The sequence below is a fragment of the Proteinivorax hydrogeniformans genome, from assembly GCF_040515995.1.
Taxonomy (GTDB): Bacteria; Bacillota; Proteinivoracia; order Proteinivoracales; family Proteinivoracaceae; genus Proteinivorax; species Proteinivorax hydrogeniformans.
Map to the genome: position 1 here is coordinate 1,700,134 of NZ_CP159485.1, position 16,431 is coordinate 1,716,564.

Annotated in this window: 19 protein-coding genes; 1 reads left to right on the forward strand and 18 read right to left on the reverse strand. The window is 36.0% G+C overall.

What is annotated here, in order from left to right:
- Nucleotide 1 precedes the first annotated feature (1 nt).
- From PRVXH_RS08205 to PRVXH_RS08240, 8 genes are all read right to left on the reverse strand, one after another.
- Nucleotides 2–586, reverse strand: coding sequence for a nucleoside recognition domain-containing protein (locus tag PRVXH_RS08205; protein ID WP_353892297.1), 585 nt, complete (start codon nt 584–586; stop codon nt 2–4).
- 12 nt (nt 587–598) lie between these two features.
- On the reverse strand, nt 599–1,732 hold the full coding sequence (locus PRVXH_RS08210; RefSeq protein WP_353892298.1) for a D-alanyl-D-alanine carboxypeptidase family protein: 1,134 nt from the start codon (nt 1,730–1,732) through the stop codon (nt 599–601).
- Between the two features lie 142 nt (nt 1,733–1,874).
- On the reverse strand, nt 1,875–3,188 hold the full coding sequence (locus PRVXH_RS08215; RefSeq protein WP_353892299.1) for an MFS transporter: 1,314 nt from the start codon (nt 3,186–3,188) through the stop codon (nt 1,875–1,877).
- Between the two features lie 14 nt (nt 3,189–3,202).
- On the reverse strand, nt 3,203–4,273 hold the full coding sequence (locus tag PRVXH_RS08220; RefSeq protein ID WP_353892300.1) for a nitrilase-related carbon-nitrogen hydrolase: 1,071 nt from the start codon (nt 4,271–4,273) through the stop codon (nt 3,203–3,205).
- Nucleotides 4,270–5,088, reverse strand: a complete 819-nt coding sequence (locus PRVXH_RS08225; protein WP_353892301.1) for a carbon-nitrogen hydrolase family protein — start codon at nt 5,086–5,088, stop codon at nt 4,270–4,272. The genes PRVXH_RS08220 and PRVXH_RS08225 overlap by 4 nt, the downstream gene beginning before the upstream one ends.
- A 1-nt stretch (nt 5,089) precedes the next feature.
- On the reverse strand, nt 5,090–6,883 hold the full coding sequence (locus tag PRVXH_RS08230) for a glycoside hydrolase family 125 protein (RefSeq protein WP_353892302.1): 1,794 nt from the start codon (nt 6,881–6,883) through the stop codon (nt 5,090–5,092).
- A gap of 153 nt (nt 6,884–7,036) precedes the next feature.
- On the reverse strand, nt 7,037–7,456 hold the full coding sequence (locus tag PRVXH_RS08235; RefSeq protein WP_353894564.1) for a C-GCAxxG-C-C family protein: 420 nt from the start codon (nt 7,454–7,456) through the stop codon (nt 7,037–7,039).
- A 3-nt stretch (nt 7,457–7,459) separates the two neighbouring features.
- The gene (locus PRVXH_RS08240) at nt 7,460–7,693 is read right to left on the reverse strand and encodes a hypothetical protein (RefSeq protein WP_353892303.1); all 234 of its coding nucleotides are present in this window, start codon (nt 7,691–7,693) and stop codon (nt 7,460–7,462) included.
- Between the two features lie 220 nt (nt 7,694–7,913).
- Here PRVXH_RS08240 and PRVXH_RS08245 point away from each other — a divergent pair, with 220 nt between their 5' ends.
- Entirely contained in the window at nt 7,914–8,804 is an 891-nt protein-coding gene (locus PRVXH_RS08245) for a LysR family transcriptional regulator (RefSeq protein WP_353892304.1), read from the forward strand.
- Nucleotides 8,805–8,842: 38 nt separating this feature from the next.
- Here the strand turns inward: PRVXH_RS08245 and PRVXH_RS08250 are convergent, their stop codons facing one another.
- The 10 genes from PRVXH_RS08250 to dapA form a co-directional block, all read right to left on the reverse strand.
- On the reverse strand, nt 8,843–9,361 hold the full coding sequence (locus PRVXH_RS08250; protein WP_353892305.1) for a YeeE/YedE thiosulfate transporter family protein: 519 nt from the start codon (nt 9,359–9,361) through the stop codon (nt 8,843–8,845).
- Between the two features lie 18 nt (nt 9,362–9,379).
- On the reverse strand, nt 9,380–9,610 hold the full coding sequence (locus PRVXH_RS08255) for a sulfurtransferase TusA family protein (protein ID WP_353892306.1): 231 nt from the start codon (nt 9,608–9,610) through the stop codon (nt 9,380–9,382).
- Between the two features lie 40 nt (nt 9,611–9,650).
- Nucleotides 9,651–10,340: a YeeE/YedE thiosulfate transporter family protein gene (locus PRVXH_RS08260; protein ID WP_353892307.1), complete on the reverse strand. Its 690-nt coding sequence runs from the start codon at nt 10,338–10,340 to the stop codon at nt 9,651–9,653.
- 266 nt (nt 10,341–10,606) lie between these two features.
- The gene (gene tatC / locus PRVXH_RS08265; RefSeq protein ID WP_353892308.1) at nt 10,607–11,323 is read right to left on the reverse strand and encodes a twin-arginine translocase subunit TatC; all 717 of its coding nucleotides are present in this window, start codon (nt 11,321–11,323) and stop codon (nt 10,607–10,609) included.
- 26 nt (nt 11,324–11,349) lie between these two features.
- The gene (locus PRVXH_RS08270) at nt 11,350–11,532 is read right to left on the reverse strand and encodes a twin-arginine translocase TatA/TatE family subunit (protein ID WP_353892309.1); all 183 of its coding nucleotides are present in this window, start codon (nt 11,530–11,532) and stop codon (nt 11,350–11,352) included.
- Nucleotides 11,533–11,691: 159 nt separating this feature from the next.
- Nucleotides 11,692–12,834, reverse strand: a complete 1,143-nt coding sequence (locus PRVXH_RS08275; RefSeq protein ID WP_353892310.1) for a M20 family metallopeptidase — start codon at nt 12,832–12,834, stop codon at nt 11,692–11,694.
- Nucleotides 12,835–12,845: 11 nt separating this feature from the next.
- Complete coding sequence (locus PRVXH_RS08280; protein WP_353892311.1) at nt 12,846–14,030, reverse strand: aspartate aminotransferase family protein; 1,185 nt, start codon at nt 14,028–14,030, stop codon at nt 12,846–12,848.
- Between the two features lie 9 nt (nt 14,031–14,039).
- Nucleotides 14,040–14,759: a 2,3,4,5-tetrahydropyridine-2,6-dicarboxylate N-acetyltransferase gene (dapD, locus tag PRVXH_RS08285; protein ID WP_353892312.1), complete on the reverse strand. Its 720-nt coding sequence runs from the start codon at nt 14,757–14,759 to the stop codon at nt 14,040–14,042.
- Nucleotides 14,760–14,778: 19 nt separating this feature from the next.
- On the reverse strand, nt 14,779–15,537 hold the full coding sequence (gene dapB / locus PRVXH_RS08290) for a 4-hydroxy-tetrahydrodipicolinate reductase (protein ID WP_353892313.1): 759 nt from the start codon (nt 15,535–15,537) through the stop codon (nt 14,779–14,781).
- Nucleotides 15,538–15,542: 5 nt separating this feature from the next.
- Entirely contained in the window at nt 15,543–16,430 is an 888-nt protein-coding gene (gene dapA / locus PRVXH_RS08295) for a 4-hydroxy-tetrahydrodipicolinate synthase (protein ID WP_353892314.1), read from the reverse strand.
- Nucleotide 16,431: the final 1 nt, after the last annotated feature.

The following is a 16,431-nucleotide window of genomic DNA, read 5'->3' on the forward strand; positions in this document are numbered from 1 at the left end:
TTTATCTCCCCCGATATATTTTTCTGCAAAACTTATCAACTGAGATTGCAACTATTGTGGAGCAAAAAGTCGCCATTATTGTTGTTGCCACAGTTGCAGTTGGGTTTGTAGAACCGGTTGCCACTCTCAGAGCAATGACAGTTGTCGGAATCAGTGTAAGGCTTGAGGTATTTAATGCTAAAAATGTACACATTGCATCAGAAGCTGTCTTTTTATCCTTATTAAGTGTCTGTAACTGTTCCATTGCTTTTAATCCAAGGGGTGTTGCAGCGCTTCCCATACCCAGAAAGTTAGCACTCATATTCATCAAAATAGAGGACATAGCTGGATGGTCTGCCGGAACATCAGGGAATAAAAATTTTGCAACCGGTCGCATTACCCTAACAATTACTTTAAGTAAGCCTGATTTTTCTATTAGTTTCATTATTCCTAGCCAAAAGGTTAATATAGATACTAGCCCAAAAGCAACTGAAACCCCCTTATCCGCAGAATCCAGTAAGGCAGTAGTCATCTCACCTATTTGTCCCCTTACACCAGCGACTAATATCCCAACTACTATAAAGAAAAACCATAATTTATTAACCAACCTTAAAACCTCCTAAAATAAACCTCCAAACCATGTAACAAACCGCTTATACCATGGAATAGAATCTTTAGCTATGTCTTTATGTGCAACTAAGTCTAAGGTATATATGTACTCTCCGTCCTTATAGATTTGTTTTTCTCCAATCTTATCCCCCTTGTAAACTGGTGCATGCACAATATCATCAAGTATTACTTCGCTTGTTATTACAGGTTCTGTCTCTCTTTCTATAGAAAGCACTATGTCTTTAGGTACCCTTGCTGCTACATACGGTTCTTCACCATTTTCTACAGCTATCAGTCCCATCGATGTATCTTCTTCAATGACCATTACTCCCTTATATTTAGAGTAAGCCCACTCCATCATTTCCTCTAAATCATTAAACCAGTTAGGGGCATAAAGAAGCACTCCAACTAGATCTTGCCCGTCTTTACTCGCTGCTCCAGTAAGACATCTTCCAGCCTCAGTTGTCCAGCCTGTTTTTGCCGCTAAAGCATGATCATAATTAAGTAAAAATTTATTATTAGAGTGGAATGCTCTGACCTTTCCCTCTAAGTTTGTACTTCGATAAAAGGTAGTTGAAGCTATTTCTCTAAAAAGGGGATTCTCCATTGCATAAGCAGTTATTATAGCTAGATCTTTAGCAGTTGTATAATGATTTTCTGCATTTAAACCATGTGGATTGTCAAAAGAAGTGTTGCCTGCGCCAATCTCTTCAGCTTTTTCGTTCATTAGTTTAACAAAGTGTTCTTCACTACCTGCACTTGCAATCCCCAGTGCCACTGCTGAATCATTTCCAGAACGTATCATCAAGCCATACAAAAGATCTTTTATCGGGATGGTTTCCCCTTCTTCTAAATAGATAGAACTCCCTATAATTCCACTTGCCTCTGGTGTAACTTTAAAGTAACCATTGATATCTTCAATCAACTCCAACGCAACTATGGCTGTCATAACTTTTGTGGTGCTAGCCATCAAAAGTTCTTCATCATAATTTCTTCCTGCCAAAACCTGTTTAGTACTTTGGTTAATCAATATGTAGCTTTTTGCGTTAAAGTCAAAGTAATCTATGTCCTCTTGTGCATAACCTATTTGAGTAGATAAAACTATAAAAGCTACTAACAATAATATTCCTATTGCTTTTCTCATACTACTCCCTTCTTCCTTACTTTTTTAACAAATATATTAAGCAAACTTATAATATATGAAAAAGTTAAGGAAAAATAAAAAGGAGAAACAGCTAGATGCTGCTTCTCCTTTTTACAATGTAAAGAATAACTTTTATCGTAGGTTAACTTCTAATCTCCTCAAGTCTCTCTTCTGTTAAGGAATAGCAATTTAAAAATACTATACCTACTAGCACCATTACCCCAGCAATAGGGCCTATCAGTTGTAATCCTAAAGGTTCAGATACTGAGTACCCGAACCTATTAAAAATAAAGGGCGTTACAAAAGATGATGCCCCAACCACTATCTTAATTATCAGCCCCTGTGCCCCAAAAAACATTCCTTCTCTTTTTTGTTTATTAATAACTCCGTCATATTCTGCAATATCTGCAACCATAGCATTAGGAATTATAAAAGCGGCAGAAAGGGGAACCCCCGCCAGCGCGATAATTATTGTAGCGCTAAACGTATGAAAGACAGTTCCAAAAAAGCCAGTTGATATCAAAATCATCCCAAATAAAGCCGAAGATACCATCATAACCGTTCTTTTGCCAAACTTGTTAGTAAACTTAGGAAGAAAAGGGCTAAATATTACAGCAACCACAAATGCTCCCGCGATTAAAAAACCTGAGCTTTCAGCATTCATACCTAACAGTACTTCACTTATGTATGGCATAGCAATAGTTAAAGTATTGATACCAAACCATACCGTAAGATAGGAGCAAAGATAAAAAAGAAAGTCCCTATTATTTAAGGTCTTCAGCACCGATGAGACCATGCCGGATGCTGAGATGTCTTTAGGTTTTTCTTTTAATGGTTCTTCTTTCACAAAAATAGGTGTTAATAAAATAGTACCAAGGGCTATTAATCCTAAAACTATGCCCATAACCTTAAAATCATACATGCTGATTAGCACACCCGATCCGGCCTCCGCAATCATTACGCCTATCACTTGGGTAATCCCTTGTAGCATAGTTAATGTATTTCGCTCTTTTTTAGTCTTGGAGATTTCCGGAATTAAAGCTAAGTAGGGACCGACAACAATAGTGAAGCAAATAAAAAATAGGCTCAATACAACAGTTAAATATACAAAGTTCCATATTGACTGATACGAAACTGGTGGAAACCACAACGCAATGAAAGTAATAGCTAATGGTACTGAACCATAAAGAATAAAGGGAATTCTTCTTCCTTTTTTACTGGTGCAGTTATCAGAAAAATATGCGACTAAAGGATCTGCAATACCATCAAAAAGTCTAGCTATAATCATTGTTAAACCTACTAACGCTAACGGTATTAAAATTTGCAAGCCCCCATCATTAGCTTCTGGTGGAGCATAGTAGTATTGATACCATTTTACTGTTGTTTGAGTAAAGATTGAAATACCTAAATATCCTAAGGCATACATTAAGGCCATAAGCTTTCTATTACCACTCATCTACTCATCTCTCCCTACTTTTTATAGGTTTTTGTCAAATACTCCTTTTCAAACGCATAGTTTTTATCCCCATAGTATTGGTCTTTTTGCCGAGCCATATATAGCTTTTGAATATCCAGCTCTGCAGTTATTACATAAGAGCCTTCATGTTCTGGCGCTATTTCTACCAAACCATCTTTTTTGTCTGTTATAGACAGTGGTGCAAAAATTCCAGCCTTACCAGTAAAGTGCATTCCACCAATCCAACCATTTAGTGAGGATTTAAGCCCATACACATAACTTTCTTGTACCCTAGGCCACATTCCTCTTAAAGCCCTCCATAAGCTATACTCCTCCATATTAGCAATTGGTATTATGACTATATCCGCTCCTAATTCTCTTGCCAATTGAAAAGTCTCAAAATATGTGGCATCCATACAGATTGGAAAAGCAATTTTACCCCAAGGTAGCTCATAAACCTTTAGGTTGTTTGCTCTATCTAACCCTATACTTACCTCAAAGTCCGTTAAGTGGATTTTATCTTGTGCTCCAACTAACTTACCATCATTGTCAAATAATGCGCCAGTATTAAACAAAACTCCCTCCCTATTTTCTATATATGTACCCGTATAGATATATATATTGTACTCTTTTGCTAAACTGGAATAAATAAATTTAATTCCATCAGCTATAGGGTTTGCTGTGCTAGCCAGGATAGACCTTAAAAAAGGGTTTTGCTTAGGTTCTGCCTTCTTTTGTGCACTTTTTTTTGAATTAAAGCTTTTAACAGCACGTTTATTTGCATAACGGTTAACACTTGAAAAGCCTGGGATAATCCCAAGCAAATCAAAAAAATTATACTCTGGAAAAACTACTAAGTTACTTCCTTCCTTCGCAGCTTGTTCCACTAGTAGGCTTACACAATTAATGTAGTCTTTAACATCTCTTACAACATTGATTTCTCGTTGTACACATGACACCTTAAAATTGCCTGCGTCAACCTTGTTATCATTATATGTTTTTGTAACTGACGCACAGTATTTGGATAAGTTTTGGTGAGATAATTTTTTCTCAAATAGGTTTTTAAGTAAATCGTGCCCTATCATTTTTCCCCTCCATACATTTTCATCTGGCAGTAGCAATCTGGATTTAACTGGGCCAATACATCAAACTGTTTTATAGCGTGCATTCTTTCTTCTTGATTTAGGTCCGCCAAAATAAGCTTAGATCCCTCCTGAGCCCTCCCCATAAATCCTTGTTCTTTATAGGTCATAGGAAGAGGAGCATAAATACCAGTATCACCCCAGAAACTAATACCTTCAAGAGCGCCGTTGTAGCCACTTTCGATTGCAAAAAATAAATTTTGTTGTACCTTTTGATAAACGCCACTTATCTGTAAAGCTTCATTATAATATCCAATATAACCTATTGGGGATATTACTAGGTCGCATCCTCTTTGAGCCAGCCCCCTCGCTACCTGTGGGTAGAAACTGTCAGTTGACACCATAAGTCCTACCGTAAGACCTCCAATTTGACAAGTTTTAAGCTCTACTCCTCTATCTAACTTTTTCTCTTTTTCCCACCTCGCCAAATAAATTTGTCTTTGATTTAAGATTTTGACTCCATTATCTATAATACAAGAAGCGTGGTATTTTTTTGCTTCGCACCTCTCCCAAAAAGAACCAGGGCAGATAGCTATGCTAAAATGAAGCGATAACTTACAAATTTCATCTATATACTCTTCAAACTGGCCGCCACCAAGCTCCTCATATAAGCTTCCTAAAAACCCCGGAAATACCACAAGTTCACAACTTTCTTTTTTTGCGGCTAAGATATCTTTCTTTATACCACTTAGCAATTTTTTATAATCTGAAATTTGTCTATACTTTTCATCATTCCAGTGTACCGCCGCTATTTTCACATTATTCCTCCTTACTTATCAAAACATGGTGCAGTGCGAAAGCTAAATAACCTGAACCTGTAGCAAACCCTACACCTGTTTTACCTTCACCGCTATTTTTATCGTAGCTTTCAGCTAACAAACCGTGGTCCATGTTTGCATCTTTTAACCATTTAAGTGCTTCCTCAGTTTTCAGAGGGTTTAATATGCTTCCACAAAGTCCAAGTCCCGACGGTGTATTAGGATGATGGTCACAGGCTAGCTCTTGAATTTTGGCATCTTTAAAGAAGTAATGGTATTTAGCGGAGTAATAATAGTTAATTGTATTTTTAAATACTGGGTCTGTTTTATCTACAAAACCATAGTAGTGCAACAGCCCTATATTACCGGGGGGATCGTTATAAAGTCTAAAGTTACCTTGACCATCTGAGGACCAAAGGTACATTTTCTTCCCATCTATTTCCTTAACTAAATACTTATGAATGCCATCTTTAATTTTGCTCATTTTTTGTGCAACATTTTCTGCATCCTTGAGTCTGTCTTTTGCTTTGAGCAGCTTTACAAAGTTTTTTAACCCTCTTAACAAAATAACATTATTTATTGTAACAAAAGGATAATCAGCAGGATCATCTGAAGGAAGCAAAAACGTACTATAAAGGCCTGTTTTGTCATCATACCTCTCTTTAATACACTCCCATACCCTTAAAAGAGCTCTAAATAACTGTTCATCTATATCCTCTAGGCACATATCTCCTAAAAGTATAAAATAACTCGCTGCCTCGTCTAATTCAAAGCCTGGATATAATACGGTGCCATCAATATAATGAGCGTGGTCCCCTGGGTTTTTGCTGTGCATAATCATCATATCCCGGGCAATTATTTGATGCAATTTTGGATTAACCAGCTTTATAGCAGGAAAAGACCAAAGAAAGCTATCTCGCTCCCAAAATGCCCCAGATACGTAGTACCGAGGACTTCTAGACGTTAACGCAAGGTATTGATCTGTTTCCATGTCCTTTCCGACAGCAAAGAAATAGTTAAAAAACAAATTTTCATTCATTACTTTTTCTAGGTGTTTATCTTCGTTATATCTTATTATCCTATCAGAAAACCAATCCTTTAGCTCTTCAAAGATTTTTTGATATCCCTTTCTCCTTAAATGAATCAAAGTAGTGGAAGCACCATCTGGATCAGAGTTTATAGCCATATAAAATGCATTTTGCTTAGCACATTTAACCTTTAGCTTAATTAAATTGCTTCTCGATTCGTCTTCAAAGGAAAAGTCACTATCGGCACCAAATGCCATTGATAATGACACTTTTGGGGTTATACAATCCACCACTGGATTTGAAAGCCACTTATCTATGAATAGTTTTGTTTTTGTCTCGATAGGGTGCGAGTTAAACCTAAGAAGATTTAGCTGATTGATGTCGCAATTTAAGATTATCTCAATAGGCTCAGAGCTTTTAAACTTATATATTAATCCCTTTTCATATAAATCTGTATATATTTTAGCCTCCACCTGAATATCGTCATCTAAAAAGAATGTCAATTTCGGATAGTAAAAAAATTCTTTTTCGGCTTCAACTTTTTTTATGTGTAGTTTAGTATTTTCTTTATAAAACTCGGGACAAAGCAGGTTTTGTTTGCCTTCAACTTCAACCAAAGCCTTATTGAAGCCGGACATAACATTAAAGTTTTTTACTCCGCCTGTTTCACAGTCAATAATTGGCACACTAATAAAATGATTTCCGGTATATAACACCTTTACATTTTCAACAAGCTCATTAGGTTTTGTGATAATCTTGTTAGCCATCTAAACACACCTCTTTTAATTTTTGTTATATTTTAATTATTCTACAACTCTCAAACTATATCCTCTATCTGTAAAAACTTAGACTTTAAGGCCGACAAAAAAGCACATCCACCTTATAACTTAAAGATGGATGCGCTTTAGATACTTTTATATTTATAAAGTTTTATTTAATAGTTCAACTGTTTTTTTAGCGATCTCTGAAGTTACGCCAGCACAGCGTTCTCTACGCTCCTTATCTCCATAGGCGACTCCTTGTTTTTGCATAAATTTCCCAACTGATTCAGAGCATATTACAGAATCAGCTACCGTAGTTTTCAAGTCTAGCCCTGCTGGTTGATACTGAGGGAATGGATGTTTTCTGTACCAATTCCACAGCTCATTAACAAGTTCATTTTGAGTGTCGGCGTCACAAACCATACCGATACAAGCAGCTGCTACACCAAGGGCACCACATAAAGTACCTTGTCCTCCATAACCTCCACCTGCACTTCTAAAAGCCTGTGGCGGGATATGATTAAATGGGTAACCCACCTCATCACTGATCGTGCCGAAGAACCCTTCAGCTACTCCAATACCTCAGCCACCTAGCTCCATATATGCCTCATAAGCTCTTTTTTGGACTTTTTCCTCATCCAATTTAGTATAAGGTAGTGGCCACTGAGGGGTTGAAGTGCTAGAAGCATCAGCTCCTTTAGAACATGCTGTCATAAGGCTTCCTAATCCTCCTAATAACGTTACTCCCGCTACTGTTGATACGCCTACACCTTTTATAAAATCCCCACGTGATAATAATTTCTCCTGTTTCTCCATTGTATCTTCCTCCTCATTATCTAACAAAAATAATGTTTTTCTCTATGTTAAAATTATAGCGTGTTTTCCCATCTGATTGTAATAACATTCACTTATGGTAGATAATATTTACTTATTCATTACTGCTTCATCTTTTAAGTTATATTACTTCCCCCATGTTTGATGTGATATAATATAGTTGATATTTATCGAGAGGCCAATAGTGAGGAGTGAGCACACAATGAACTTACAGTATCTTAAATCTTTTTATGTTACAGTAAAGCTTAATAGCATTTCCAAAGCTGCAAAAGAGCTTCATTTGACGCAGCCCGGCCTGAGTATGCAAATCCAGTCCCTTGAAAAACAACTAGATTCTTCACTGCTAATCAGAAGTAACAAAGGAGTAAAGCTAACTGAAGCTGGGTCTATTGTCTTTGATTACGCCGACAGTATTTTGTCTATGCATAATAATATTGAGAGAGACCTGAAAAATATTCAAACTCAAAAAAAGGAACTGTTGATGGGGTCATGTAAAGCTGTAGGTGAATTTGCACTGCCATGCAGTATTTATATTTATAAACAAAAGTTTGATGATGTTAACATAGATTTTAGTATCGATAACTCAGCAGGGGTTGTTAAAAAGTTGCTAGATAGAACTGTAAACATCGGTATCATTCATGGTAATAATCCTCCAAAAAACATAAAGACGGACAAAATTGCCAGCGACAGACTGGTATTGGTAACCTCCCTTCCCTTCCTTGAGAGAAAAATAGGTTTGGATGAATTTAAAAAATTACCGCTAATTTTTCGAGAGGAGGGCTCTGGAACCCGTGAAACTATAAAAAGACATTTAAATACTCATGACATTACTTTAGATAATTTAAATATCATCTACCAGTTAAATTCTATGGAAGCTATTAAAACTTCCGTAATCTCTGGGAAAGGTATTTCTTTTATACCAGAGCTAACAATAAAAAGAGAGTTAAAAAATGGAATTTTAAAAGAAATCACTGTGGAAGGGCTTAAAATATACAATGAGTTTTTTATCGCCCATCGATCAGATCATCCATTGTCGCCCCATGAGAGTGAGTTTGTTGATTTTATAAAATCATCCAAAAGAGGTTTTTGCTAAATATAAAAAGTCCTTGGAGGTTTAGTTCCAAGGACTTTTTATATCATATTTTTATATAGTAGTTTACAGCCAATCCATGTCCCCACAAACATAAACAAACCAAATACCCACCCATGCAATGAAAAAGAGGGTATTGCGCTAAAATAGGCTCCTATATTACATCCTAAAGCTATTCTTGCACCATATCCCATCATAACTCCACCTGCTATTCCATATAACAACTGTTTTTTGTTTTTTATTTTCTTAAATTTAAAGTCAGAGCTTACCAGTGTAGATAGAACAGCTCCCAGTACCACACCGATATTTACAATTGTTAAATAGACAATTACCACAGCTTCATTAATATCTAAGCTATTTCCATATACCCTAACATAACTATCGGCAACACCGTGTATTCCGATTCTGTCAAGCATCCATGTCCCCCAATATAAGAACACACTGGTAACTCTCCACGGCGAACTTATATACGCCATCAAGGCTATGTTAATAAGAGCAAGTATTATTCCAGCTATCCAATATGGCCAGGTTTTTCTAAAAAGAGTTTCAATGCCCCTCATTTAATCCCTTCCTTTCACTTATTTTCTAGCCTTTTCAATATAAATCTCCCACTCTCCTTGTCCTATCTCCATATAGTCCATTTTATGTCCTTGCTTTTCAACCCACTCAATTACATTCGAAATTGAACAATTATGATCGGTTAGCATTATTAGTACATCCCCCAGCTCCATCTTTTTTAGGGCTTTAACAGCTTTTAATAATGGAATAGGACATGTTTCATGCATACAATCAAGTTTAAACTCTGCCATATATCTCCCCTCCATATTACAAGTTTTTGATTAATTTTGGTTAATATTGTTTGTGTTTTCCATACTTGTAAACACAATAATAAGCTCCCCCTAAAGCTAGTAACTGAATTACTAAGGCGGGAAAAAAGCCAATTATTTTCGGTAAATATATTGCTTGGGATTCTGATATTGATAAGAGGTTATCCCAAAATTCAAAATGTATCAGCCCTCCTAGTACTGTGCCTATAACTATACCAATAAGCACAATTGCCTGTAATGCAAATCCCTCACCTATTCTGACAAGACTTCCTGACACACAAGCACCGGCTAGTACCATGCCTATACCAAATATAAGTGCTCCAACTACTGTATGAATACCAACTGGCTTTATCTGCCCCGGTATCTGCTCTATTATTATCCCTACAGTAGAATCAACTGCAAGGTATTGTATAACAAAAAAACCTACAGTTGAAATCATCAATGACAATATAACTGCTTTTAGAAGCTTAACATTGCCAAGTACAATAATATTTCTAACGCTACCTGCAAAACAGAATCTAGCTTTTTGTATTATAAATCCAAGTAAAACCCCAATAGCTAATAAAGCTCCTAATTTAATTCCACTTTGGTTAATTAAATAAAAAATCACTGCTAAAATAAAGACTCCAAAAACTAGTGCATATGGAAGTTGGCTTTTTTTAAAATGCACTCGTTTCTTACTTTTTAAGGTTTCTATAGTACTAGAGCTCATACTCCTCACCCCTTTGTGAACCGATTATTAAGACTAACTAATTTCTTATATATTGTAACATATACTTAGCGTAATTTTGACACCATTAACTGACAAAAAAATAAGTGCTTTTGTTAAGCACTTATTTTTGATTAGAATTCTTAATTAGAAACATAATCAGGGTTGATATATTAAAATTTTATTAAGGGGTTTTTAGTTTTGCATAAATTAAATTTGAAGATTAGATGACACTGATTAAATTATTATTAAAAAACTTTATTTGAGTCCTAGCTATTTTTTGACCTTCTCCAATCAATAACAGAAGATATTACGATGCTCATTTCAAACAGGATAATCATAGGTCCTGCTAACAACATCTGTGATATCACATCGGGAGGAGTTAAAATTGAAGACATCAAAAAAATAGCCAAGATTATAAACTTCCTAGATTTTTTCAATAGCTTTGGTTTAATTAACCTAAGTTGCGTTAGCAGTAAAACAAGCAGTGGTAACTGAAATGCAACCCCAAAGGCTAACAATATCGATGTTATAAAGCTTGTATAGTTAGAGAAAGAAAACATAGGTAATATATCTTCGCCAGACATTTCAACAAAAAAATCTATGGTCAATGGAATAATAGATAAGTAAGAAAAAATAACTCCACCTATAAAAAACACCGAAGATAAAATTATTGCGAAAAAAACGTACACCTTTTCTTTTTTATTTATACTAGGCATAACAAAAGCCCATATCTGGTATAGGATGATAGGAGAGGCCACAATCATACCGAAAATTATCGATATTTTTATATATGCTAAAAATAGTTCCGGAGGACTTAAATAAACAAAATCAAGGTGCCCTGCAGGCATTGTAATTAAGTTTACAATTTCGTCGATAAAAATATAACTTGCCATCGTGCCTAGCAAAATTGAAATAGCAGTTACTATGATTCTTGCCCTTAACTCAGCTAAATGACCTACTATGGTTAAACTTTTTCCTTCCAACTAGGCTCCCTCCTATTACCATTACACTATTTCTCTTTATTATTGTTAACAGTTGCTTGCTGATCTGAAGTAAAGCCTTGAGATTGATCTTTAAATTCTTTTATACCTTTTCCTAAAGCTTTTCCAATCTCAGGCAATTTCGCTGGTCCGAAAATAACTAATGCAATGCCTAGGATTAGCGTTAATTCCATTGGTCCTAATCTAAACATAATATTTACCTCCTAATAGCTAATAATTAGCTAACTTTCTAGCTTGCTAAAATTATAACATATGTAAATACCTCTTTACCCTTAGACAAACTTATCCTGTATAAAACATGCTTATATATAAAAACAGAAAGTACCAACTACAGTTAGTACTTTCTGTTTTTATATAACATCTAGTGTTTCACAAATCCTAAGATAAGCATTAACCCCGTCAACTAAAATACTCTCATCGAAGTTAAAATTGCCGTTGTGTAGCGGAAAGTTAAAGCCTTTTTGATCATTTTGCGATCCTAACAAAATGAAAAGCCCAGGAACTTTTTGTTGATAGAAAGAAAAGTCCTCCGCCAACATTAAAGGTTTAACCTTTGTAACTGAGGCTTTATCAAAACCTAAGCGCACCTTTTCATACAACTTTGTGTCGTTAATAACCGGCGGATAAAAATCTCGAATATCCAGTTTAACTTTGACATCATACATTTCTTCGATACCTTTGCAAACTGAACTCATCTGCTTTTTAATTTCATCATAAATCTCAGTGTTAAATGCTCTTATAGTACCGGTAAGTTTAACATTTTTAGGGATAATATTTCTAGCTTCTCCACCACTGACAGTCCCTAAAGTTACTACCGAAGGTTCTAGTGGATCCACTTTTCTGCTGGGAATATTTTGAAAGCTCATAACTAAGTTACTAGCAGCAACAATAGCATCACTACCTTGATGAGGTAAAGCGCCATGACTACTGCTGCCCTCGACTCTAATGTCAACCTCACCGTTTTGGGCCATCAACGGTCCATCTGTCAACCCAAACTTTCCTTGTTGCAGTCCTGGAAAAATATGAATCCCAAAGATACTCTCCACATTATACTTATCTAAAACTCCTTCTGCAATCATCTCTTTAGCCCCACCAGGTCCTTCTTCTGCCGGTTGGAATATAAGTATAATAGTTTTGTTTACGGATTGGATTTTAGATAAAACTTTTGCAAAACCCAGTAAAATTGCCATATGTCCATCATGACCACAGGCGTGCATTTTCCCTTCATGGATCGAAGAATAATCTACATCATTTTTTTCATAAACATTTAAGCCATCCATATCCGCTCTAAATGCTATTGCATCTTTTGATTTACCTTGTTTTACCGCAACTAAACCTTTTTTAGCTACAGTTTTTGGAGTATATCCATAATTAACTAAATACTCTTTTATAATCTTATAGGTCTTAGGTAGATCAAATGCAACCTCCGGAATCTTATGCAACTGTCTGCGTATTCTAGTTAATTCTTCTTGCAACTCCCTACTTAGTTCCATAAAACCAGCTCCTACAATTCTTCAAGTATAAACTCTAGCTTGTCAGTAAACTCATCTATTTGATTAAAACTAATAATCAATGGCGGAAGTAATCTAACTACACTCCCACTTGTAACATTTAGCAAAAGTCCTTTACTAAAAGCTTTTTGCTTTATAATATTAGCCTGCTCACCTACATCTAAGCCTATCATCAGACCCTTACCTCTGATATCCAATATCACATTGGGATACTTTTCCTTTAACCCATTAAGTTTTTCAACTAGATACCTACCTTTTGTTTTAACCTCGTTTTTGAAACCTTGTTCGGATATAACTTGCAACACTGCTTCTCCCGCCGCGCAAGCCACAGGATTGCCTCCAAATGTGCTGCCATGGTCTCCAGGCACTAATACATTTTCAAGTTTTTCATTTACTAACATTGCTCCTAAGGGAAGACCTCCACCTAGGGCTTTTGCTATGGTTACCACATCAGGAGTTAGGTTAAACTCCTGATGTGCAAATATTTCTCCAGTTCTGCACAAGCCGGTCTGTATTTCATCTATTATTATTAAAAAGTCATGCTTTTCAGCTAAGTTCTTAAGCTTTCGTACATATTCTGAAGATAACTCTCTAATTCCACCTTCTCCTTGAATCAGCTCGATAAATACAGCACAAGTCTTATTAGACACTGTACTTTCAATATCTGTTAAATCATTAAACCTAACATGCTTAATTTGAGGTAATACAGGGGCAAAGTTATCTTTATACTTAGGTTGACCTGTTAAAGTCATTCCTCCAGTGGTTCTGCCATGAAAAGAATTGTAGAAAGTGACGATTTCTGTTTTGTCGCTATTTTTAGATCTCCCATATTTTCTAGCCAACTTTATTGCAGCCTCATTCGCTTCCGCGCCGGAGTTTGAAAAGAACACTTTAGATGCAAAGCTGTTATTTACAAGTAGCTTCGCTAAGTTTACCACCGGTTCACTGACAAAAAAGTTAGATAAATGGCTATAACATTCTAGTTGCCTTAAAATAGCATCTGTTACCTCTTGATGTTTTTGACCTAGGTTATTAACTGCAATACCACTGAACATGTCTAGATATTTTTTCCCAGATTCATCGTATAGGTAGCAACCATCAGCTTTTTTTATATGAAGGTTATTTCGGTTATACAGATTTAAGATATAATCTTTATCTTCAGAAAAAATCTCTCCCACAAAAATCACCTAGTCTCTTAGTTCTTCTAAAATCTTAGTTTTGTCAGCTGTTTTTTCATCTATTTCCTTTATTACTCTTGCAGGGGAACCTGCAACCACTGTATTAGCTGGAACATCTTTTGTAACGATGGCGCCAGATGCAACAACTGCACCTTTTCCGACCTTTACCCCTTCTAAAACTACAGCATTTGCACCAATTAACGCGCCATCTTCTACAATAACTGGAGTTTTGCTTGGTGGCTCAAGAACTCCGGCAATTACAGCGCCAGCACCTATATGAGCATTTTTCCCAATTGTTCCTCTAGCACCTATAATCGCATTCATGTCAATCATAGTGCCTTCACCAATTTCAGCACCGATGTTAATTACTGCACCCATCATAATAACGGCTTTTTTACCAATGCTTACTCTATCTCTTATCATGGCACCTGGCTCAATACGTGCCTCTATTTCTGTTAAATCTAAAAGTGGGATTGCAGAGTTTCTACGATCATTTTCTAAAACAAAGTCTTCGATTTTATCCTGGTTTTGGTCTAATAGCATTTTAACATCCTTCACATCACCAAAAACAGTGCGAGAATTCCCCTCACCAAAAACCTTTACATTAGCAAAGTCTATATTGCTTAAGTCCCCTTTAATGTATGCTTTTACAGGAGTTGATTTCTCTGCTTCTTTAATAAATCTAGCAATTGCATAAGCATCAGTTAAATTGTTATTATCTACAGTCATTTTGATCATCCTTTCAGTTTTATAAGTTAAATATGTCTTGCATGGTATAAAAGCCTACGGGCATGTTAACTATAGTTTGCCCCGCCTTAAGTGCATCTAACGCGAACACATCTTTCGATAAAGCTGTATGTTTTATCTCTATAACTTCATGATCTCCAGCGAAAATAATATTATGCTCACCTGAGATAGCACCACCCCTTACGGTATGGATACCTATTTCTTTATCATTTCTTGGACAGTTTTTGCCTTCTCTACCGTAATTAAACTCTTTTGAATTATCAAGAGCTTTATTTATTGTATTAGCAAAAAGTAGCGCTGTGCCACTAGGAGCATCTATTTTTTTATTGTGGTGTTTTTCAATAATCTCAATATCATGTGCATCATTTAAAAGCTTACTATACTGGCTTAATATGGTGTTTACAATGTTTACACCTAAAGACATATTAGGAGAGTATAGCACTGGTATTTCGCTGGAAGCTTCTTTAATTGATGCAATTTGCTGTTCACTATATCCTGTAGTTGCAATAACCGTAGGAACTTTTCTTTTCTTTGCAAATTCTAACATTTGCTCTAAATTACTAGGATGAGAAAAGTCAATTATCAGGTCTAGCTCCCCTTTATAGGAATCGGGGTTTTCATAAACCGGGAAGTTGTTCTGGTATTTTTCTGTGTTTTTGTCCACGCCGCAAGCTACAGAAAAATTAGGATTCTCGGCAATTTTTTTACCCAATACTTGTCCCATCTTGCCATTTGCTCCATATATTGCTGTGTTTATCACATTTATCACTCCTTAATTTCTAAACCAATATCCCTAAGAGCCTCCGCTAAGCTATCTCTGTTTTGTTTCTCCATCTCTATAAGGGGCTGCCTAAGTTCTCCTACATCCATGCCCATCATATTTAGAGCTGTTTTTACAGGTATAGGATTAGTTTCTATAAACATGGCGTCGATGACATTAAGCATTTTAAGTTGGATATCTCTTGCTTTATCTGTATCACCGTCTAAGTAATTTTGTACCATATCGTGAGTTTCTTTAGGTAATATGTTTGCAACTACCGAAATTACTCCTGCGCCTCCTAGTGAAAGAAGTGGTACTATCTGGTCATCATTTCCTGAGTAGATTGCAAAACCTTCAGGACAAAGGTTTGCTATTTGAGCTACCTGACTTATATCGGCACTAGCTTCCTTTATTCCAATAATATTTTTACGTTCTGCCAAATATGCAACAGTTTTAGGCTCTATGTTTAAACCTGTTCGACCGGGAACGTTGTATAAGATAATTGGTACATCAACTGCATCAGAAATAGTAAAGTAATGGTTAACAATACCTCGTTGGGTGGTTTTGTTATAGTAAGGGGTTACTATAAGCAAGCCATCTGCTCCTTGACTTTCAGCAAACTTACTCATTTTAACAACTTCTTCAGTGTTGTTGCCCCCTGTCCCTGCAATTAGCGGCACACGGCCTTTTGTTTTTTCTACTGCAAAAGTAATTACCTGCTTTTTTTCCTCAGTGGATAGTGTAGCTGACTCACCAGTAGTCCCACAAACTATTATTGCATCTGTACTATTTGAAATATGCCAGTTAATTAACTCCTCTAGCTTTTCATAATTAACCTTGCCATCCTTAAATGGTGTTACTAAAGCAACTCCTGAACCCTTAAATATACTCATT

Excerpts from the sequence above, each read along its gene's own strand:
- PRVXH_RS08255 (WP_353892306.1), bottom strand. The coding sequence starts at position 9,610 with ATGGCAGAGTTTAAACTTGATTGTATGCATGAAACATGTCCTATTCCA.
- PRVXH_RS08240 (WP_353892303.1), bottom strand. The coding sequence starts at position 7,693 with ATGGAGAAACAGGAGAAATTATTATCACGTGGGGATTTTATAAAAGGT.
- PRVXH_RS08250 (WP_353892305.1), bottom strand. The coding sequence starts at position 9,361 with ATGAGGGGCATTGAAACTCTTTTTAGAAAAACCTGGCCATATTGGATA.
- PRVXH_RS08220 (WP_353892300.1), bottom strand. The coding sequence starts at position 4,273 with ATGATAGGGCACGATTTACTTAAAAACCTATTTGAGAAAAAATTATCT.
- PRVXH_RS08245 (WP_353892304.1), top strand. The coding sequence starts at position 7,914 with ATGAACTTACAGTATCTTAAATCTTTTTATGTTACAGTAAAGCTTAAT.
- dapD (WP_353892312.1), bottom strand. The coding sequence starts at position 14,759 with ATGACTGTAGATAATAACAATTTAACTGATGCTTATGCAATTGCTAGA.
- PRVXH_RS08230 (WP_353892302.1), bottom strand. The coding sequence starts at position 6,883 with ATGGCTAACAAGATTATCACAAAACCTAATGAGCTTGTTGAAAATGTA.
- PRVXH_RS08260 (WP_353892307.1), bottom strand. The coding sequence starts at position 10,340 with ATGAGCTCTAGTACTATAGAAACCTTAAAAAGTAAGAAACGAGTGCAT.
- dapA (WP_353892314.1), bottom strand. The coding sequence starts at position 16,430 with ATGAGTATATTTAAGGGTTCAGGAGTTGCTTTAGTAACACCATTTAAG.
- PRVXH_RS08215 (WP_353892299.1), bottom strand. The coding sequence starts at position 3,188 with ATGAGTGGTAATAGAAAGCTTATGGCCTTAATGTATGCCTTAGGATAT.
- PRVXH_RS08270 (WP_353892309.1), bottom strand. The coding sequence starts at position 11,532 with ATGTTTAGATTAGGACCAATGGAATTAACGCTAATCCTAGGCATTGCA.
- PRVXH_RS08275 (WP_353892310.1), bottom strand. The coding sequence starts at position 12,834 with ATGGAACTAAGTAGGGAGTTGCAAGAAGAATTAACTAGAATACGCAGA.
- PRVXH_RS08210 (WP_353892298.1), bottom strand. The coding sequence starts at position 1,732 with ATGAGAAAAGCAATAGGAATATTATTGTTAGTAGCTTTTATAGTTTTA.